Source organism: Nocardioides szechwanensis (genome assembly GCF_900103935.1).
Taxonomy (GTDB): domain Bacteria; phylum Actinomycetota; class Actinomycetes; order Propionibacteriales; family Nocardioidaceae; genus Nocardioides; species Nocardioides szechwanensis.
Genome location: NZ_FNIC01000002.1, coordinates 374,663 through 392,683 on the forward strand (window position 1 = coordinate 374,663; position 18,021 = coordinate 392,683).

The following is an 18,021-nucleotide window of genomic DNA, read 5'->3' on the forward strand; positions in this document are numbered from 1 at the left end:
GCGATCCTCGCAACTAGAACGTGTTCTAGCAAGACGGAAACCTGGTGAGCGGATGCGGGCGCACAAGGCAGAATGGGCCCAGCCATGACCGACCAGCTCCAGATCGTCTACCCCGCGGAGCTGCCCGTCAGCCAGCGGCGTGACGACATCGCCGCCGCGATCCGCGACCACCAGGTCGTGATCCTGGCCGGGGAGACCGGCTCCGGCAAGACCACGCAGCTGCCCAAGATCTGCCTGGAGCTGGGCCGCGGCCAGGGGCGTGCGGACGGGGGAGACGGCAAGCTGATCGGCCATACCCAGCCCCGCCGGATCGCGGCACGGTCGGTGGCGGAGCGGATCGCCGAGGAGCTGGGCACCGAGCTCGGCGACCTGGTCGGCTACCAGGTGAGGTTCACCGACCGCACGTCGAAGGCCAGCCGCGTCAAGCTGATGACCGACGGCATCCTGCTCGCCGAGCTCCAGCGCGACCGCAAGCTGCTGAAGTACGACACGATCATCATCGACGAGGCCCACGAGCGCAGCCTCAACATCGACTTCCTGCTCGGCTACCTGCGTCGGCTGCTCCCGCAGCGGCCCGACCTCAAGCTGATCATCACCAGCGCGACCATCGACGTCGAGCGCTTCGCCAAGCACTTCGACGCCCCGGTCATCGAGGTCTCGGGCCGCACCTACCCCGTGGAGGTCCGCTACCGGCCCCTGGTCGAGCGGCCCGAGGAGGACGAGGAGGGCGAGACCGTCGTCCGCGACCAGACCGAGGCGATCGTCGACGCCGTACGCGAGCTGTGTGCGGAGGGCCCCGGCGACATCCTGGTGTTCCTGCCCGGCGAGCGCGAGATCCGCGACACCGCCGACGCCCTCGGTGACGCCAAGCTCGAGCGGCTGGGCACGGTCGAGATCGTGCCGCTCTACTCCCGGCTGTCGGCCGCCGAGCAGCACCGCGTCTTCTCCGCCCACTCCGGACGCCGGGTGGTGCTCTCGACCAACGTCGCCGAGACCTCGCTGACCGTCCCGGGCATCCGGTACGTCGTCGACTCGGGCGTCGCGCGGATCTCGCGCTACTCGGTGCGCACCAAGGTGCAGCGGCTGCCGATCGAGGCGATCAGCCAGGCGTCGGCCAACCAGCGCTCCGGCCGGTGCGGCCGGGTCGCGGCCGGCATCGCGATCCGGCTCTACTCCGAGGAGGACTTCGAGTCCCGCCCGGAGTTCACCGAGCCCGAGATCCTGCGCACCAACCTGGCCTCGGTCATCCTCCAGATGGCCTCGTTGGGGCTGGGCGACGTCGGGCGCTTCCCGTTCGTGGAGCCGCCCGACAAGCGCAACGTCAACGCCGGCGTGCAGCTGCTCGAGGAGCTCGGCGCGCTGTCGGAGGGCAAGCTCACCAAGCTCGGCCGGCGCCTGGCCCGGCTCCCGATCGACCCCCGCCTGGCGCGGATGATCATCGAGGCCGAGCGGCTCGACTGCGTGCGCGACGTCGTGGTCATCGCGGCCGCCCTCTCGCTGCAGGACCCCCGCGAGCGCCCGGTCGAGATGCGCCAGCAGGCCGACGAGATGCACAACCGCTTCAAGGACGAGCGCTCCGACTTCCTGACGTTCCTCAACCTCTGGCGCTACCTCAAGGGGCAGCAGGCCGAGCTCGGGAGCAGCGCGTTCCGCCGGCTGTGCAAGCGGGAGTTCCTCAACTACCTGCGGGTGCGCGAGTGGCAGGACTTCGAGTCCCAGCTGCGCCGCGTCGCGAAGGAGATGGGGATCGAGGTCGGGCCCGTCAAGGACGGCATGGACTCCGACGGCATCCACCAGGCGCTGCTGTCGGGGCTGCTCAGCCACATCGGGCTGCTGGAGGAGCGCGAGCAGGAGTCCGGCCGCGGACGCGGCGGGCGCCGCCCGATGCGTGAGTACATCGGCGCGCGCGGCGCGAAGTTCGCGATCTTCCCGGGCAGCGCCCTGGCCAAGAAGCAACCGACGTTCCTGATGGCCGGCGAGCTCGTCGAGACCTCCCGGCTGTGGGCCCGTCAGAACGCGTCGATCCAGCCCGAGTGGGCCGAGCGCCTCGGTGGCGACCTGGTCAAGCGCAGCTACTCCGAGCCGCACTGGTCCAAGAAGCGTGCCCAGGTGATGGCGCACGAGAAGGTGACCTTGTACGGCGTACCGCTGGTCGCCGACCGCCTCGTGGGCTTCGGCAAGGTCGACCCGGAGTACAGCCGTGAGCTCTTCATCCGGCACGCGCTGGTCTACGGCGAGTGGTCGACGCACCAGAAGTTCTTCGAGCACAACCGGGCCCTGCTCGAGGAGGTCGAGGAGCTCGAGCACCGCCTGCGCCGCCGCGACATCGTGGTCGACGAGCACACCCTGTTCGACTTCTACGACGCCCGCGTCGGGCGCGACGTCGTCAGTGGCGCGCACTTCGACCAGTGGTGGAAGGTCAAGCGCCGCGAGAACCCCGACTTCCTCACCTTCGACCCGGCGATGCTGCGCCACGAGTCGGCCGACGAGATCCGCGAGCAGGACTACCCCGAGCAGTGGTCGAGCGAGGGGCTGACGTTCCCGATCAGCTACCACTTCGAGCCGGGCAGCGCCGACGACGGCCTCACCATCGACGTGCCGGTCGCCACCCTCAACCGGGTCGGCGCCGACGACTTCTCATGGAACGTGCCCGGCCTGCGCGAGGAGCTCGTGACCAGCCTGATCCGCAGCCTGCCCAAGTCGCTGCGGGTGAGCTTCGTGCCGGCGCCCAACACCGCGCGTGCCTTCCTCGCCGCCGTGCCCGCCGGTGAGGAGTCGCTGCTCGACGCGCTCGAGCGGCACCTGCGCTCGACCACCGGCGTCGTGGTGCCGCGCGCGGCGTGGGACTGGACCAAGGTGCCCCAGCACCTGCGCCCGACCTACCGCGTCGTCGGCGCCGACGGCCGCGAGCAGGCCCGGGGTAAGGACCTCGAGGCGCTCAAGGAGCCGTTGCGCCCGCAGTTCGCCCAGGCCCTGGCCGAGGTCGCCAGCGACAGCGGGCTCGCGCGCCACGGCCAGACCACGTGGACGTTCGGGACCGTCGAGGAGTCCTTCCGCCAGGTCCGTGCCGGCCACGACGTGCAGGGCTACCCCGGCCTCGTCGACGAGGGCGCGTCGGTCGGCCTGGCCGTCTTCGGCTCCGAGGACGAGCGCGACGCCCGCCACCGCCTCGGGGTCACCCGGCTGCTCGCGCTCGGGCTGCCGCGCGCCGACCGCGCGGTGCTCGACAGCCTGTCCAACGCGGACAAGCTCGGCCTCGCGGGGTCGCCGTACCCCTCCGTCGCGGAGCTGCTCGAGGACTGCCGCCACGCCGTGCTCCAGGCCGTCGTCGACGCGCACCCCGCGGTGCGTGACCAGGCGGCGTACGACGTCCTGCTGGCCGCGGCCGGCCACGCCCAGCAGGCCGAGCTTGCCGGCGTCGTGGCCGAGGTGGTGCGGGTCCTGGACGCGTGGCGCACCACCGACAAGGCGCTCGCGGGGCGGGCCGACCTGCCGATGCTGCCCGCGCTGGCCGACATGAAGGGGCAGCTCGAACGACTGGTGGGACGTGGGTTCGTGGGGCAGGCCGGGGTGGTGCAGCTGCGTTCCTACGTCCGCTACCTCACGGCCCTGCAGCACCGTCGCGACCGGCTGGGTGGGGGCGGCCCGGCGGTCAACCAGGACCGGGCGCTGATGGACCGGGTGACCGACCTCCAGGAGGCCTACCTGCACCAGGTGGCGGCACTGCCCGCCGACCGGCCGCCGGGCGATCGTCTGCGACAGGTGCGCTGGATGCTGGAGGAGTTCCGCGTCTCGCTGTGGGCCCAGCACCTCCGTACCGCCTACCCCGTCAGCGACCAGCGCATCCGCAAGGCGCTGAGTGGTGCGTCGTAGCCTGAGGCCATGAGCGACCGGCCGCACCACCGACCGATGCAGCGGGGCAGCGCCTTCTTCGACGAGATCGTCGGCGGCCAGGACCCGGCGCTGGTCACCGAGGCGGGCGACCGGGCGGCGGCGCTGTTGGTGCGGGGCGCTCGCGACAGCGACGACGACGCGGTGGCCGAGCGGCTGCTGCACCTGGCCGACACCGAGGGCATCGAGTCCATCGCCGAGGTGTGGTCGGGCTCCCCGGCCGACTCGCTCGCCGGCTGCCTGTGGCGGCTCTTCCTGCTGCGCTCGTGGGTCTACGCCGACTCGCAGACGGTCGCGCGCGAGTTCGAGGCCGGCCGCGCGCACGCCCAGGTGGCGCGGGTCGTCGCCGGGGTGGCCGACCCCCCGGGGGTCGACGAGCTGCGGGCGATGGTCGACCAGGTGCTCCGGGGCATCGCCGGCAGCGACTTCGCCGACGTCCTGTTCCGCGCCGCGGCGTTCGCCCGGGTGGTCGCGACCGGCCGGGCCACGCTGTCCGGCCCGACCGAGGCCGACGTCAAGCGGATGCTGCTGCTGGCCGAGCAGCTGGAGGCCGCCGCCCACGTCGAACTGACGCGCGGGCTGGCCTGACCGGCTAAAATGAACAACGAGTGCGTCGGGCCGCGGCAGCCCCGGGTCCCAAAATAAGCCGCTACGAGCGGCCACGCGCCGTGAGGCGCTCCCGGTCCGACGCACTCACCTAGTCTGCTCGTGTGAGCCCCGACGTGAGTCCCGACGAGAGTCCCGACGAGATCGGCTACTGGCCCGAGGTGGACGGCGAGCCCGACCCGGGCGAGGTCGTGTGGGCGTGGGTGCCCTACGAGGACGACCCGAGCCAGGGCAAGGACCGGCCGGTGCTGCTGATCGGGCGACGCACGGGTGGCGAGGCCTCGGGCGGGGAGCAGTGGCTCGCACTGATGCTCTCCAGCCAGGACCACGACCTCGACGCCGACGACGAGGCGCTCCATGGCCGGCACTGGATGGACGTCGGCAGCGGCGGCTGGGACCGCGAGGGACGACCCAGCGAGGTCCGGCTGGACCGGCTGCTGGTGCTGGAGTCCGACGCCGTACGGCGTGAGGGGGCCGTCCTCGACGCCGCCACCTTCGACGCGGTTATCGCCGAGGCCAGGCGGTTCCTCTCCGGGTAGGGTGGCGCCTTCGTACGCACGTCCAACGGGGAGTCAGATGAGGCACGGCGGGATCAGCGCGGGCCGGCACAGGGTGGCCGTCGGCGGTCTCGCGATCCTCCTGGCCCTCGGGCTCGCCGCCTGTGACGGCACCACCCCGGACCCTTCGCCGTCCCCGACCACCTCCACCAAGCCGCCGAAGCCGACCACGCTCACGTTCGGGGTCTGGGGCGCCAAGGAGGAGGTCGCGGCCTACGAGGACCTCGTCGAGACCTACAACGCCGAGGCCGAGGCGACCGAGATCGAGCTGGTCAACTGGCCGAGTCACGACGCGTTCGCGGCCGCGCTCCGCCGGGCGTCCGACCCGGAAGCGGGAGACACCTCCGAGATTCCCGACCTCTACCTCGCCTCCCGCGGCGACCTCGCCGAGCTGCGAGCGGCCGGGCTCAACAAGCCGCTGCTCGAGCTGCTCGACGAGCGCGGTGTCGACTACTCCGACGACTACGCGCGCGACGCGCTGCTGGCGTTCTCGGCCGACAACGAGCTCCAGTGCATGCCCTACGGCATCTCGCCGATGGTCATCTACTACAACACCGACCTGATCGACTTCGAGCGGATGCGTCAGCAGGGGCTGCCCGCGCCCGAGGACGACCTCCACGAGGAGTGGACGTTCGAGCAGTTCACGGCGGCGGCGCAGTTCGCGACCCGCCCGCGGCGTGACACGCGCGGCGTACACATCGACCCGACGCTGCGCGGGCTCGCGCCGTTTATCTACTCCGGTGGTGGCGAGCTCTTCGACGACGACGACAACCCGACCTCCCTGGCCCTGTCCGAGGACGACTCGCGCGACGCCCTCACCCGCACCCTCGAGCTCCTCCGTGACGCCTCGCTCACCCTCACCGACGAGCAGCTCACGCAGGCGACGGCGGTCGAGTGGTTCAAGCGCGGCAAGCTCGGCATGGTCGCCGGCTTCCGTGAGCTCACCCCCGAGCTGCGCCGGGTCGAGGGCCTCGACTTCGACGTGATGCCGATGCCGATCCTCGACGACGCCGCGACCGTCGGCGACATCACCGGGCTGTGCGTGTCGCCCGACGCGCCGAGCATCGCCAAGGCCGCCGACTTCCTGGTCTACGCCGTGTCGCAGGAGTCCGTGGCCCGCGTAGCGGCGGAGGGCTACCTCGCTCCCGCCAGCCTGCCGGTCTCGGTCTCCGAGGACTTCCTCCAGTCGACGCAGCTGCCCCTCCACGCCGGGGTCTTCACCCGCAGCGTCCGCTCGATGGTGGTGCCGCCGCTCCTGGACGACTGGCCCGTGCTCGAGCGCGCCGTTGCTTCCAGCCTCCGGTCACTGCTCACGTTGACCCTGCCCGACGTCGAGGCCCTCACGACCCAGATCGACGAGGAGTCACGCGTCGTGCTCGACCCGGAGCTGGCCTCGCCGAGCCCGACCGACGGCGAGTCGTCCGGCTAGACGTCGTCGACGACCTCGTGGCGGTGTGCGGATCACCCCGTCGCTGGTCGAGGTGTGAAAGCGCAAGCGACGAGCCTCGAGACCACCTGTTCGCGCGCGGGACTGGGGCCCGCGCGCGTAGCGTCCCGGGTCTCGCCGTCAAGGAGACAACACCTGCTTCGCGGCGGCGGTCGGGGCCGCAAAGTAAAGTCTCAGAAAGTTCGCGAATCCCCTGTGTACCAAGGGTTCTGAGGCCTCGGACTGTCGGTGGGCCCTGCTGTACTTGACCCTATGAGCAGCTCGACTGGACCCGACGACAGCACCCAGGTGCTGACGTCGCTGCGCGCCCACCGCGCGGTCCGCGACCGGGCCGAGCTCGGGGTCCTCCGAGACGTTCTCGACTGGTGCGTCCTCCATCAGACCGACGATGAGGACTTGGCGTCGTTCGGTGACCACGGGATCCCGCTGGCCGGCGACGGGGCGCCGTGGGTCTCGGAGTTCGCGGTGATGGAGCTCGGCACCGCACTCGGGGTCTCGACCGACTCCGCGAAGAGGTACGTCGGCGCCGCGCTCGAGATCCGCTACCGGCTACCCCGGGTGTGGGAGCGCGTCGCGGCCGGGGACCTGCCGTTCTGGAAGGCCAGGTTCATCGCCGAGCGGACCATGGCCCTGCCCGAGGCGGGTGCGGCGTTCGTGGACCAAAGGGTCGCGTTCGTCGCGCACAAGATCGGCTACGCCGAGCTCCAACGCCAGATCGACGCCGCACAGCTCCGGTTCGACCCCGAGGCGGCGGAGAAGTCCCGCCTGCAGGAGACCGAGCGCCGCAGGTTCGACATCCACAAGCACGCCGTGTCCCCGGCCGGCACGGTCGAGGTCAACGGCACCCTGGACCTGCCCGACGCCCTGGACCTCGACCAGGTCCTGACCCAGCGAGCGGCTGAGCTGCGCGAGCTCGGCTGCGAGGAGTCCCTCGACGTCCGACGTGCCATGGCGGTCGGCGACCTCGCCCGAGGGCAGGCCACCTTCGACTACGACAAGCCCCGGCCCCTGGTCCTGCACATCCACGGCGGCAGCACCGTCGGCCGGTGCGACAACACCAGGACACCCGTGCTCGCCGAGACCATCCGGGCATGGTGTGGCAACCCCGACGCCACGATCGTCGTGAAGCCCGTGATCGACCTGGCTGATCACATCCACGTCAACGCCTACGAGGTCCCCGACCGGTTGGCCGAGCAAGACGCTCTCGTCGACCACCACTGCGTGTTCCCGTGGTGCACCAGACCAGCGACCAGCTGCGACATCGACCATGCCGTGCCCTACGGCGAGGGCGGATCCACCTGCTCGTGCAACACCGCCCCACTCTGCCGCGGGCACCATCGGTTGAAGACACACGGCGGGTGGTCCTACGACGTCCTCGACCGCGGGACCTACCTGTGGCAATCCCCGCACGGACCTCTGTTCCGCCGTGACCACACCGCCACCGAACCGGTCGACCCTCCACGCCGTCGACGACCCTGACCGCCCCACACCCCGCCGACGGAGGGGTCATCGGCACGTCCAGAGTCGCGAGCTGCCGGCATCTAACTGAGGTGTCCCGTCTCCCGGGTGATTGAGACTCTGAGAGACGTGCACGCTCACGCCGATGTGCGAGCACGTGAGGGGTGCCTTGCTACTTGAAGCCAAGCAACCGCAGGTCCGTCACGTGGTGCGCCGGGAGGTCGTAGCCGACGTGCATGGCTCGTTGCGCTTCGCGTGATACACACGCGACCCCGAGGCCACCGATGACCCCACGTCCGGTCAACGTGTCGGCTGGCAGAGCCCACGGGTCGGTAGTTGCGAGTTCGAAGGTGCCATCGTCGCCGACTCTCAATCCGTGCACGTCGAGTTCGCGCCCGTCCTTGTGGCCTGCGAGGAAAGCGCTTGAGTAGCGACCGTCAACGAGGTCGACGGGCTGGCTCTCCTCCCAGTCGTAGAGCCCTGCGAAACCGTTGGCATCCATCCAACGGCCAAGGACTGCCAGGTCGTCAACGCGCACTAGTAGGTCCAGGTCGTGATGTGCGCGAGTCGATCGTGAGAGGAGTGCATCCACACCCCACCCGCCCATCACCCAGCAGCGAACTCCCGCCGACGACAAGCTCTGGAGGATTGCTGCCGCTTGGGTTGTCGAAGTCGTCGGACTGTTCATGACGATCACAACTCCTTGAAGTGGACGGTGACGGGCAACGGGGTCATGCCAAGGCTCTCGTAGAAGGCGAGCGCCGGAGCGTGGAACGAGTCTCCGCCGGTGCCGATCGCAACGACGTCTACGTCGTCTTGTCGCATCGCTTCGAAGACGTGTGCGCACAGCGCCCTCGCGACCCCGAGGATGACCAACGCTGCATGGCTCAGTATCTGACTAGCAGTGCAGGAAGCGCGCGACCATGCGCTGTGCGGAAGCCCGGGCCTACGCTCACGGCTATGCATGTGAAGGGATTCGACGAGCGGCACCTGGTCCGAGAGGGGCCGAGCGCGAACTTTGTCGTCTTCATCTACGAGGGCGGGGACGCCCCCAGCAGCTCGTGGTCGGTGGACAGCCTGCTGCTGACCGACACCGACGTTCCGCAGGTCCTGCACTGGCTGCGCCAGAACTTGCCGACCAACTCGTGCTGGTCACTTGGCGTCGTATTGGACCCCGAGCATCCGACGCCGGAGACGGATCTCCAGGTCGTCTGGATAGTGGGCGCTGACATCCTGAACGCGGACCCCCAGAGATTCAGTCCAGAGCAGCGGCGCGTGGCGGAGGAAATGCTCGCTCGGCGTGACCGGGTTGACCTCCCCTAGCCCTGAGGACGAACGCACGCTTCTGCAGCATGCCTAGTCGTCTTCGGTGGCCTCGACGGCGTCGTCGAGCAGTTCCTCAGGAAGCTCGTCCGGTTGGGGCAGTACTTCGGGCTCGGTGGCGGCCTCTTCGTCCGCCTGGAGGATGGCGGAGACGATGACCGGGGCGGCCAGCGCGATCTGCCAGCCGCGGGCGCCGTAGCCGGAGAGCTGGGTGACGACGGCGTCGACCAGCTCGTCGCCGCGGCGCGTGGTGGGCGGGGTCCAGAGCGTACGGCGCAGGAAGTCGGGGGTCAGGACGTTCTCGACCGGCAGGTTGCGCTCCTCGGCGAGCGCGGTCATCGCCTCGCGGGCCAGCGCCAGCCGCCGGGCCGCGACGGGGTCCTTCTCCGCCCATGCCCGGGGCAGCGGCGGGCCGTCGCCGCGCGGTGCCCGGGTCGGGAGGTCGGCCTCGTCCATCGCCTCGACCTCGCGCAGCGCGGTCACGAAGCGGCTGGCGTAGCGGTCGGCGCCGCGGCCGTGGAATCCCTTGGTGTCGAGCAGCGCCTGCCGGTCGAGCGGCATCGCGTGGGCGGCGGCCACGATCGCGGAGTCGGGGACGATCCGGCCGGGGGTGACGTCGCGCTGTTCGGCGATCGAGTCGCGCAGCTCCCAGAGGGCGCGTACGGCGCCGAGAGCGCGGCGGCCGCGGACCCGGTGCAGTCCGGAGGTACGACGCCAGGCGTCGACGCGGGCCGGGAGCTCGAAGGTGCGCAGGTAGTCGAACTCCTGGCGGGCCCAGTCGGCCTTGCCGGTCTCGACCAGCTCGGCGGCCAGCAGGTCGCGCAGCTCGACGAGCACCTCGACGTCGAGGGCGGCGTACTCGAGCCAGGCTCGGGGGAGCGGACGCGTCGACCAGTCGACCGCGGAGTGCTCCTTCTTCATCCGGCGCCCGAGCAGCGTCTCGACCAGGGTCGCCAGGCCCACGCGCGGGTAGCCGAGGAGCCGTCCGGCCAGCTCGGTGTCGAAGAGCGAGCTCGGGTAGAGGCCGATCTCGTTGAGGCACGGGAGGTCCTGGGTGGCGGCGTGGAGGATCCACTCGGTCCCCTCGAGCGCCTCCTGGAGCGGCGCCAGCGAGGTGAACGCGATCGGGTCGACCAGTGACGTGCCGGCACCCTCGCGGCGCAGCTGGATGAGGTAGGCGCGGTTGGAGTAGCGGTAGCCCGACGCCCGTTCGGCGTCGATCGCGACCGGGCCGGTGCCCTGGGCGAGGGCGTCGCAGACCACCCGCAGCGCGGCCTCGGTCTCGACCACGTCGGGCAGGCCGTCGCGCAGGGCCAGCAGCTCGGCGAGCGGCGCGGGCTCGGGCTCGGGCTCGACCTGCTCGGCTTCGGGCTGCTCGGGCTGCGTGGTCTCTGGTTCCAGGGTCATCAGCGACTCGTGCCCCGCTGGCCGCGACGGCCGGGCATGACCGTCACGCCGTCGGGCACGGGGGGCAGTCCAACGGCGGTGCAGAGGAGCTCGCCCCACGCCTCGACGTGGGGGGCGACGTCCAGGCTGACTCCGGGGCCGGCCCCCGGGCCGGCGTCGTCGTCGCTGCCCAGCGGTGTCCAGGAGGCACGGATCTCGAGCTGGGCGGTGCCCTCCTCGTCGGCCATGCCGCCGAAGCTCTCGGTGGCGACGCGGGTGACGGTGCCCGAGGCGGCGGTGTAGGCGGCGCCGTGCGAGTCGAGCGCCTCGGTGAGCCAGCTCCACCCGACGTCGGCGAGCAGCGGGTCGGTGATCATCTCGATCTCGATCTCGGCGCGCGCGTAGGCCACGCAGCGGAAGGTGCCTTCCCAGGCGTCGTTGCCCGCGGGGTCGTGCAGCAGGATGATCCGGCCGGTGCCCACGTCGGTCCCGTCGATGGTGACGTCTGCGGAGAGGGCGGCGGCGTAGGGGGCGATCCGCTGCGGCGCCGGCATCTCCTCGCAGAAGATCTCGGGGCGCAGGGTGGCGGCGCGCATGGTGGCGACGGCCGCCCGGAACTCCGGGGGGCTCGCCTCGGCACCGGTGCCGGTGCGCGACTCCTGACGGACCACCATGAGCCCACAGTAGGACCGGGCGACGAGAACCCAGATGCGAACACGCCGGACCGCACCTGCGAGGCTTGTCCCCATGTCTGTGCCCCTGCCCCGGAGAACACCGCACCCCGGACTCGCCGACAGCGCCCTGCTGAAGGCCGCCCGCGGGGAGCCGGTCCCGCACACTCCGGTGTGGTTCATGCGCCAGGCGGGCCGCTCGCTGCCCGAGTACCACCGCGTCCGCACGGGCGTGGGGATGCTCGAGTCGTGCATGGACCCCGAGCTGGTCGTCGAGATCACGCTCCAGCCCGTGCGCCGGTACGGCGTCGACGCGGCGATCTTCTTCTCCGACATCGTGCTGCCGCTCAAGGCGGTGGGCGTCGACCTCGACATCGTCGCCGGGGTGGGCCCGGTCGTCGCCAGCCCGGTCCGCACGCTCGAGGACGTCGCCGCGATCCCCGACCTCACGCCCGAGCACGTCCCGTTCATCACCGAGGCGGTCGGGGGCCTGGCCGACCAGCTCGGCGCGACCCCGCTGATCGGCTTCGCCGGGGCGCCGTTCACGGTGGCGTCGTACCTCGTCGAGGGCGGGCCCTCCAAGGAGCACGCCAAGACCAAGGCGATGATGTTCGGCGCCCCCGACGTCTGGGACGCACTGATGCGCAAGATCACCCAGATCTCGGCGGCCTACCTCGAGGTGCAGATCCTCGCCGGGGCGTCCGCCGTCCAGCTCTTCGACTCGTGGGCCGGCGCGCTCACCCCGGCCGACTACGAGGCCCTGGTGATGCCGCACTCGGCGCGGGTGCTCGCCCACGTCGGTGGCCACGGCGTGCCGCGCATCCACTTCGGGGTCGGCACCAGCAACCTGCTCGGCCTGATGGGCGAGGCCGGAGCCGACGTCGTCGGCGTCGACTGGCGCACCCCGCTCGCGAGCGCCGTCCCGCTGGTCGGCGACCGCAGCGTCCAGGGCAACCTCGACCCGACCCTGGTGTTCGCGCCCACCGAGATGATGACCGCTCGCGCGGCCGAGGTCATCGAGGCCGGCCGTGCCGCTCGCGGCCACATCTTCAACCTCGGGCACGGCGTCATCCCGTCCACCGACCCCGACCAGCTCAAGAAGCTCACGGAGTTCGTGCAGTCCTACCCGCTCTGATCGGTGGCCTGCTTCTTGGCCGGCCTCTTCCTGGCTGCCGCCTTCTTGGCGACCACCTTCGTCCGGAGCCGGACCTGGGCCTGGCCGGTGTCCGAGAGGTCGACCTCGAGGTAGTCCTGCGCGCTCAGCAGCGCGCCCAGCCGGGGTGAGCCGTAGTCGCGGGCGTCGAAGGAGGGGTTGTTGGCGCTGATGTAGCTGCCGACCGCGCCGAGCGAGGCCCAGCCGTCCTCGTGCGAGGTGTTGTCGATGGCCGCCACGAGGATCCGGCGCAGGTCGGGGCGTCGGGGCGGCGACTCGACGTCGGCCTCGTCGGCCGGCTCCTCGTCCTTGGCGTCGGAGGTGAGCAGCTCGAGGTAGATGAAGCGGTCGCACGCCGCCACCAGCGACGCGGGCGTCTTGCGGGCGCCGAGCCCGTAGACGGTCATCCCCGACTCGCGCAGCCGGGTCGCCAGCCGGGTGAAGTCGCTGTCGCTGGACACGATCGCGAACCCGTCCAGGTGGCCGGCGTAGAGCAGGTCCATCGCGTCGATGATCATCGCCGAGTCGGTGGAGTTCTTGCCCGAGGTGTTGGCGAACTGCTGGACCGGCTGGATCGCGTGGCCGGGCAGGGCGTTCTTCCAGCCGACGAGGTTCTGCGTGGTCCAGTCGCCGTAGGCGCGTTTGACCGTCGGCAGCCCGTAGCGGGCCACCTCACGGAGGACGGCACCGGCGTGCTTGGGGGAGGTGTTGTCGGCGTCGATCAGGACAGCGAGGCGGGGGGCGGTGGGCACCCGCCCATCATGAACCCTCTCCCCACGGACCGGGTCAGGCCCCGCTGGTCGCGGCGGGTGCCGTGCGGCGCCGGCCGACGCGGCGTACGGCGCGCCAGGCGGGCACCCCGAGGAGCACGAGGACGACCAGGAACGGCAGCGCGGCACCCGTCGCGGTCGCGAGGGCCACCGCCACGTTCTTGAACCCGGTCCAGCCCTTGTCGAGGCCGGCGACGAAGCCCTTCTCGTCCGCCTTCTTCTCCTGGGGCTCCGCCTTCGCCTTCGTGCGCTCGAGCGAGACCGTGATCGTGGCCATCGAGGTCTGGTCGGCGAGGTAGGCCTGCTGGCGCTGGAGGGAGCCGAGCTCGGCCTGGCGGCGGGAGAGCTGGCCCTCGATGTTGACGATGTCGCGGATGCTCTGGGCCCGGTCGAGCAGCAGCGCGATCCGGCGGATGCTGCGCTGCTGGACCTCGAGCCGGATCTTGTTGTCGATCACCTTCGTGGTGACGTCGTCGATGTTGGAGCTCGACGCGATCAGGGTGGCGGCGCCCTCGAGGGACTGCATCGCCTCGGCGAACCGCGCCGACGGGATCCGCGCCACGACCCGGGCCCGCTTGACGTCGCCCTCGTCGTCGGTGGCGGTCTCGTTCTGGGAGATCTCCCCGGCGAGCTCGTCGACCACCTTCTGCACCTCGAACAGCGCCTCCCCGACGTCGTCGGAGCGCAGCTGCACGTTGCCCTGGGAGATCAGGGCCCGCTCCTGCTCGGCGAGCGCGTCTCCGGACGCCGACGCGTCGTACGCGGACTCGCTGGTGAGGTTCATGCCGTCTCGGAGGGCGGCGTCGGTGTCGTTGACGGCGGCGCCCGCGGGGGCGTCCGCGGGCCGCTCCGCGGCCGCGGCGCCGTCGGCGTCGCCGCTCATGTCGGAGCCGGCATCGTCGGTGCCGGACGCGCAGCCGGCGGCCACGAGGGCGACGAGGAGGAGGGCGGGGATGGACGCGAGGCGGCGGCTGCGGTTCATGGGAGTACGACGTGTCGTGCGCCCCCGCGGTTCCCGGCCCCGAACACCCGTACCACCGCGACCGTGCACCCGGCCTCGGCGGTACGGGGTCTGACTGGCATGCTGAGGACGTGGGCACGAGCGTCGTTGTCGGGGCCGGCATCGCCGGCCTCACCGCAGCCCGCGACCTGGTCGCCGCAGGGCACCAGGTCGTGGTCCTCGAGCAGTCTGACCACGTCGGTGGCAAGCTGTGCCGGCACGAGGTCGGCGGGGTCCTCGTCGACGTCGGGGCCGAGGCGATGCTCAACCGCCGTCCCGAGGGCGTCGACCTGGCCCGGGCGCTGGGCCTGGAGGTCGAGCACCCGGCCCTCGCGTCCTCACGGATCTGGACCCGCGGCGCCCTGCGCCCGCTGCCCCGCTCGCTCATGGGCGTGCCGCTCGACCTCGAGCAGCTGGAGGCGTCCGGCGTGCTCTCCGAGGAGGGCGTGGCTCGGGTGAGGCAGGAGCCGTCGCTGCCTCCGGAGGTCATCGAGGGTGACATCTCGGTCGGCGCGCTGGTGGCGCGCAGGTTCGGGGACGAGGTCGTCGACCGGCTCGTCGAGCCGCTGCTCGGCGGGGTCTACGCCGGCCACGCCCGGGAGCTCTCGGCCCGAGCCTCGGTGCCCCAGCTGGTCGCCTTCGCCGAGCACGGCTCACTGCTGGAGCAGGCCGCGGCCATCCCCACGACGTACGACTCCCCGGTCTTCGCCGGCATCCCCGGCGGGATGGGTCGGCTGACCGACACCCTCGCCGCGGCGCTCGACGTTCGCACCGGCGCGACCCTCCGCTCCCTGGCCCGCACCCCCGACGGCTTCGCTCTCACGGTCGGTCCCACGACGGCGGTCGAGCTGGTCGAGTGCGACACACTCGTGCTCGCGACCCCGGCCGCCCCGACGGCCCGGCTGCTCGCCGACGTCGCGCCCGGCGCCGCGGCCGAGCTGGCCGGCATCGAGTCGGCGTCCATGGCGGTCGTGACCTTCGCCTTCCGGGCCGAGGACGTCGCGGTGCTGGAGGAGAGCGGGTCGTCGGGCTTCCTCGTGCCGCCGGTCGACGGTCGCCGGATCAAGGCCTCGACGTTCTCCTTCGCCAAGTGGGGCTGGGTCCGTGCCGCCGGCGCGGAGTCAGGTCTCGTGCACCTGCGCACCTCGCTCGGGCGGCACCGCGAGGAGATCGCGCTCCAGGCGACCGACGACGAGCTGGTCGCGGCGTCGCTGGCCGACCTCGCCGCCGCCACCGGGCTCGATGCGACCCCTGTCGACGTCCACGTGCAGCGCTGGGGCGGCGGCCTGCCGCAGTACGCCGTCGGGCACCTCGAGCGGGTCGCCCGGATCCGGGCCGACGTGGCGCGGGTGCCCGGACTGGCGGTCTGCGGTGCGGCGTACGACGGGGTCGGGATCGCCGCCGTCGTCGAGTCCGGCCACCGGGCTGCGAGGGCATTGACGGGGGCGCCGACCGGCCCCGGCACAATGGAGCCATGAGCGACCAGCCGTCCAACGCCGCCCGGGTCCGCGAGATCAACGAGTCGATCCGCTACACGATGTGGTCGGTCTTCCGGCTCGACGACGTCCTCGGTGACGCCGACCGGGCCGCCGAGGGCGCCGAGGTCGAGAAGCTCTTCGCCGAGCTCGCCGAGGCCGACGTGGTCGTGCGCGGCGTCTACGACGTCAGCGGGCTGCGCGCCGACGCCGACCTGATGGTGTGGATCCACGCGACGACCAGCGAGGAGCTCCAGCTGGCCTACCACCGCTTCCGTCGTACGGCGTTCGGTCGCCGCCTCGCACCGGTCTGGTCGCAGATGGCGCTGCACCGGCCCGCGGAGTTCAACAAGAGCCACGTGCCGGCTTTCCTCAACGACGAGGCGCCCAAGAAGCACATCTGCGTCTACCCGTTCGTGCGCTCCTACGAGTGGTACCTCCTCGAGGACTCCGAGCGCCGCCGGATGCTCGCCGAGCACGGCAAGATGGCGCGCGACTACACCGACGTGCGGGCCAACACCGTGGCCAGCTTCGCCCTCGGCGACTACGAGTGGATGCTGGCCTTCGAGGCCGACGAGCTCTACCGGATCGTCGACCTGATGCGGCACCTGCGCGCCTCCGACGCCCGCAAGCACGTGCGCGAGGAGGTGCCGTTCTACACCGGCTCCCTGGTGCCCGTCGCCGAGCTCGTGGAACGCCTTCCCTGACCGTCGCGTCAGACGCACATGAGGGTCCTCGGTCCGCTGCTCCTGCTCGCGCTGCTCGTCGGCTGCGGCGACGCGGGTGGTGGTCGCACGGCGATCGATGATGACCCGAGCGACGCGCCCCTGCTCACCAGCGGCGTAACCCTCGTGCTCGACGACGGTGACGGTGTCGAGCTGTGTCTCGGTGGCGCTGCCGACTCGCTGCCGCCCCAGTGCGGCGGGCCGACACTTGTCGGCTGGGACTGGGCCGACGTGGACGATGAGACCTACGAGAGCGCCAGCGGCGTGCGGTGGGGAGAGTTCGCCGTGACCGGCACCTACGACGGCAGCGACTTCACGCCCACCGAGGTGGTGCCTGCCGACGAGTACGACGCGTCGCAGCTGCCGCCGTACGAGCCTCCGGGCACGCCTTCACCCGAGCGCACCGAGGTGGAGCTACTCGATATCCAGCGCGAGCTCACGGAGCTCCCCGAGCACCTCGGCAGCGGCACACCCGGGGGCGTGGTCGAGCTCATCGTGATCTACGACGACGGCACCCTGCAGCAGCGCCTGGACGACGAGTACGGCGAAGGCGTCGTAGTGGTCCAATCCATGCTGCAGCCCGTCGGGTGACCGCGGAACCGGACGCCGGCTCGCCGCGTCCTACGGTCATGAAGACCACCCTCGTTGCTCTCTTGCTGGCCGTCCCGCTCCTCGCGTCCTGCGGGGGCGACGACCCCGCGGACACGGCCACCGACCCGGCCGGGAGCTCCGGCCTCGAGCGCCCCACCGAGGTGACGGCCGCGCCCGGCCAGGTGCGCAGCGCCAACCTGGCCACCGTCATGGACACCGGTTCGGTCGAGCTGTGCCTGGGCCCGGTCGCCGAGTCCTACCCGCCACAGTGCGGCGGCCCGGCGATCACCAACTGGGACTGGGCCGACCACACGGGCATGTTCGAGCAGCAGGGTGAGGTGCGCTGGGGGACCTTCGCGGTCACCGGCACCTGGGACGGCACGTCGTTCACCCTCACAGAGGCGATCCCGGGCGCGCTCTACGACCCGATGTACGAGGAGCCCACGCCTCTGCCCGAGCCCGAGAAGGACTACTCCGACTCCGAGCTCCAGGCGATGGCCGAGGACCTCGGCGGCCTCCCCGGCGCCCAGGGCGCCTACGCCGACGACGGCGGCCACGTCCTGGTCGACGTGATCTACGACGACGGCTCGTTCCAGGACTGGGCCGACCAGGAGTACGGCGACGACGTGGTCGTCATCGGCTCCGCGCTGGTCGACGTCAGCTGAGGGCGTGGTTGGCGAGGAGGACCCGGCCCCGGAGATCGTGGCACTGGTCGTGGCGGCTTTCGGGCTCACCCAGCGGGAGCGGGACGTCACCCAGCTGGTCCTACAGGGCGTCGACACCAAGGAGATCGCGGCGACGCTGCACGTCTCGGCGTACACCGTCCAGGACCACCTGAAGGCGGTGTTCGACAAGGCTGATGTGCGCAGCCGCCGCGAGCTCATCGCACGGATCTACTTCGACCAGTACGTGCCGAGGATGGGCTCCGAGATCGGGCCGTCCGGATGGTTCAGCTCCTAGGGCTCATC

18 protein-coding genes are annotated in these 18,021 nt (G+C 71.4%); 12 read left to right on the forward strand and 6 right to left on the reverse strand.

Annotated elements, in window-relative coordinates; genetic code table 11:
* Positions 1–84: 84 nt before the first annotated feature.
* The 5 genes from hrpA to BLR90_RS07050 all read left to right on the forward strand — a co-directional run bounded on the left by hrpA (position 85) and on the right by BLR90_RS07050 (position 7,980).
* Positions 85–3,873, forward strand: a complete 3,789-nt coding sequence (gene hrpA, locus BLR90_RS07035) for an ATP-dependent RNA helicase HrpA (protein WP_091023914.1) — start codon at positions 85–87, stop codon at positions 3,871–3,873.
* A gap of 9 nt (positions 3,874–3,882) precedes the next feature.
* Positions 3,883–4,479, forward strand: a complete 597-nt coding sequence (locus BLR90_RS07040; protein WP_091023916.1) for a hypothetical protein — start codon at positions 3,883–3,885, stop codon at positions 4,477–4,479.
* Positions 4,480–4,601: 122 nt separating this feature from the next.
* Entirely contained in the window at positions 4,602–5,036 is a 435-nt protein-coding gene (locus tag BLR90_RS20650) for a type II toxin-antitoxin system PemK/MazF family toxin (RefSeq protein WP_143016137.1), read from the forward strand.
* Positions 5,037–5,073: 37 nt separating this feature from the next.
* Positions 5,074–6,483, forward strand: coding sequence for an ABC transporter substrate-binding protein (locus tag BLR90_RS07045; RefSeq protein WP_170254403.1), 1,410 nt, complete (start codon positions 5,074–5,076; stop codon positions 6,481–6,483).
* A gap of 270 nt (positions 6,484–6,753) precedes the next feature.
* Positions 6,754–7,980 (forward strand): HNH endonuclease signature motif containing protein, encoded by a 1,227-nt coding sequence (locus tag BLR90_RS07050; RefSeq protein WP_091023921.1) that lies wholly within the window; start codon positions 6,754–6,756, stop codon positions 7,978–7,980.
* Positions 7,981–8,131: 151 nt separating this feature from the next.
* On the opposite strand, the gene BLR90_RS07055 is transcribed toward BLR90_RS07050, so the two are convergent.
* Both BLR90_RS07055 and BLR90_RS21630 read right to left on the reverse strand, forming a co-directional pair.
* Positions 8,132–8,647: a nucleotidyltransferase domain-containing protein gene (locus BLR90_RS07055; protein WP_143016138.1), complete on the reverse strand. Its 516-nt coding sequence runs from the start codon at positions 8,645–8,647 to the stop codon at positions 8,132–8,134.
* Between the two features lie 5 nt (positions 8,648–8,652).
* Complete coding sequence (locus BLR90_RS21630) at positions 8,653–8,784, reverse strand: hypothetical protein (protein ID WP_281245377.1); 132 nt, start codon at positions 8,782–8,784, stop codon at positions 8,653–8,655.
* Positions 8,785–8,919: 135 nt separating this feature from the next.
* Between BLR90_RS21630 and BLR90_RS07065 the strand changes: the two genes are divergently transcribed.
* Positions 8,920–9,282 (forward strand): hypothetical protein, encoded by a 363-nt coding sequence (locus BLR90_RS07065; RefSeq protein WP_143016139.1) that lies wholly within the window; start codon positions 8,920–8,922, stop codon positions 9,280–9,282.
* 33 nt (positions 9,283–9,315) lie between these two features.
* Here BLR90_RS07065 and BLR90_RS07070 read toward each other — a convergent pair whose 3' ends face one another.
* Together BLR90_RS07070 and BLR90_RS07075 are read right to left on the reverse strand one after the other, a co-directional pair.
* Positions 9,316–10,689, reverse strand: coding sequence for an HRDC domain-containing protein (locus BLR90_RS07070; protein ID WP_091023927.1), 1,374 nt, complete (start codon positions 10,687–10,689; stop codon positions 9,316–9,318).
* Positions 10,689–11,342 carry a DUF3000 domain-containing protein gene (locus BLR90_RS07075; protein ID WP_091023928.1) on the reverse strand — a complete coding sequence of 218 codons (654 nt, stop codon included), beginning with the start codon at positions 11,340–11,342 and terminating at the stop codon, positions 10,689–10,691. Before BLR90_RS07075 ends, BLR90_RS07070 begins: the two co-directional genes overlap by 1 nt.
* Positions 11,343–11,415: 73 nt before the next feature.
* Here BLR90_RS07075 and hemE point away from each other — a divergent pair, with 73 nt between their 5' ends.
* On the forward strand, positions 11,416–12,474 hold the full coding sequence (gene hemE, locus BLR90_RS07080; RefSeq protein WP_176943975.1) for a uroporphyrinogen decarboxylase: 1,059 nt from the start codon (positions 11,416–11,418) through the stop codon (positions 12,472–12,474).
* Here hemE and BLR90_RS07085 read toward each other — a convergent pair.
* On the reverse strand, positions 12,462–13,244 hold the full coding sequence (locus tag BLR90_RS07085) for an NYN domain-containing protein (RefSeq protein ID WP_091023931.1): 783 nt from the start codon (positions 13,242–13,244) through the stop codon (positions 12,462–12,464). The genes hemE and BLR90_RS07085 overlap by 13 nt on opposite strands.
* A gap of 34 nt (positions 13,245–13,278) precedes the next feature.
* Positions 13,279–14,244 carry a DUF4349 domain-containing protein gene (locus BLR90_RS07090; protein ID WP_091023933.1) on the reverse strand — a complete coding sequence of 322 codons (966 nt, stop codon included), beginning with the start codon at positions 14,242–14,244 and terminating at the stop codon, positions 13,279–13,281.
* Between the two features lie 110 nt (positions 14,245–14,354).
* Between BLR90_RS07090 and hemG the strand changes: the two genes are divergently transcribed.
* Genes hemG through BLR90_RS07115 form a run of 5 tightly spaced genes read left to right on the forward strand, consistent with a single transcriptional unit; the run spans position 14,355 to position 18,013 of the window.
* Positions 14,355–15,740: a protoporphyrinogen oxidase gene (hemG, locus tag BLR90_RS07095; RefSeq protein ID WP_091023935.1), complete on the forward strand. Its 1,386-nt coding sequence runs from the start codon at positions 14,355–14,357 to the stop codon at positions 15,738–15,740.
* The gene (gene hemQ / locus BLR90_RS07100) at positions 15,737–16,444 is read left to right on the forward strand and encodes a hydrogen peroxide-dependent heme synthase (RefSeq protein ID WP_091023938.1); all 708 of its coding nucleotides are present in this window, start codon (positions 15,737–15,739) and stop codon (positions 16,442–16,444) included. Before hemG ends, hemQ begins: the two co-directional genes overlap by 4 nt.
* 18 nt (positions 16,445–16,462) lie before the next feature.
* Positions 16,463–17,053, forward strand: coding sequence for a hypothetical protein (locus BLR90_RS07105; protein ID WP_091023939.1), 591 nt, complete (start codon positions 16,463–16,465; stop codon positions 17,051–17,053).
* A gap of 38 nt (positions 17,054–17,091) precedes the next feature.
* Positions 17,092–17,718: a hypothetical protein gene (locus BLR90_RS20940; RefSeq protein WP_091023941.1), complete on the forward strand. Its 627-nt coding sequence runs from the start codon at positions 17,092–17,094 to the stop codon at positions 17,716–17,718.
* Positions 17,719–17,722: 4 nt separating this feature from the next.
* The gene (locus BLR90_RS07115) at positions 17,723–18,013 is read left to right on the forward strand and encodes a helix-turn-helix domain-containing protein (RefSeq protein ID WP_218029479.1); all 291 of its coding nucleotides are present in this window, start codon (positions 17,723–17,725) and stop codon (positions 18,011–18,013) included.
* Positions 18,014–18,021: the final 8 nt, after the last annotated feature.

Bases quoted from the DNA above. Each gene is read 5' to 3' on its own strand.
- hrpA (WP_091023914.1), top strand. From the start codon at position 85: ATGACCGACCAGCTCCAGATCGTCTACCCCGCGGAGCTGCCCGTCAGC.
- BLR90_RS07040 (WP_091023916.1), top strand. From the start codon at position 3,883: ATGAGCGACCGGCCGCACCACCGACCGATGCAGCGGGGCAGCGCCTTC.
- BLR90_RS07045 (WP_170254403.1), top strand. From the start codon at position 5,074: ATGAGGCACGGCGGGATCAGCGCGGGCCGGCACAGGGTGGCCGTCGGC.
- BLR90_RS07050 (WP_091023921.1), top strand. From the start codon at position 6,754: ATGAGCAGCTCGACTGGACCCGACGACAGCACCCAGGTGCTGACGTCG.
- BLR90_RS07055 (WP_143016138.1), bottom strand. From the start codon at position 8,647: ATGAACAGTCCGACGACTTCGACAACCCAAGCGGCAGCAATCCTCCAG.
- BLR90_RS21630 (WP_281245377.1), bottom strand. From the start codon at position 8,784: ATGCGACAAGACGACGTAGACGTCGTTGCGATCGGCACCGGCGGAGAC.
- BLR90_RS07065 (WP_143016139.1), top strand. From the start codon at position 8,920: ATGCATGTGAAGGGATTCGACGAGCGGCACCTGGTCCGAGAGGGGCCG.
- BLR90_RS07070 (WP_091023927.1), bottom strand. From the start codon at position 10,689: ATGACCCTGGAACCAGAGACCACGCAGCCCGAGCAGCCCGAAGCCGAG.
- BLR90_RS07075 (WP_091023928.1), bottom strand. From the start codon at position 11,342: ATGGTGGTCCGTCAGGAGTCGCGCACCGGCACCGGTGCCGAGGCGAGC.
- hemE (WP_176943975.1), top strand. From the start codon at position 11,416: ATGTCTGTGCCCCTGCCCCGGAGAACACCGCACCCCGGACTCGCCGAC.
- BLR90_RS07090 (WP_091023933.1), bottom strand. From the start codon at position 14,244: ATGAACCGCAGCCGCCGCCTCGCGTCCATCCCCGCCCTCCTCCTCGTC.
- hemQ (WP_091023938.1), top strand. From the start codon at position 15,737: ATGAGCGACCAGCCGTCCAACGCCGCCCGGGTCCGCGAGATCAACGAG.
- BLR90_RS07105 (WP_091023939.1), top strand. From the start codon at position 16,463: ATGAGGGTCCTCGGTCCGCTGCTCCTGCTCGCGCTGCTCGTCGGCTGC.
- BLR90_RS20940 (WP_091023941.1), top strand. From the start codon at position 17,092: ATGAAGACCACCCTCGTTGCTCTCTTGCTGGCCGTCCCGCTCCTCGCG.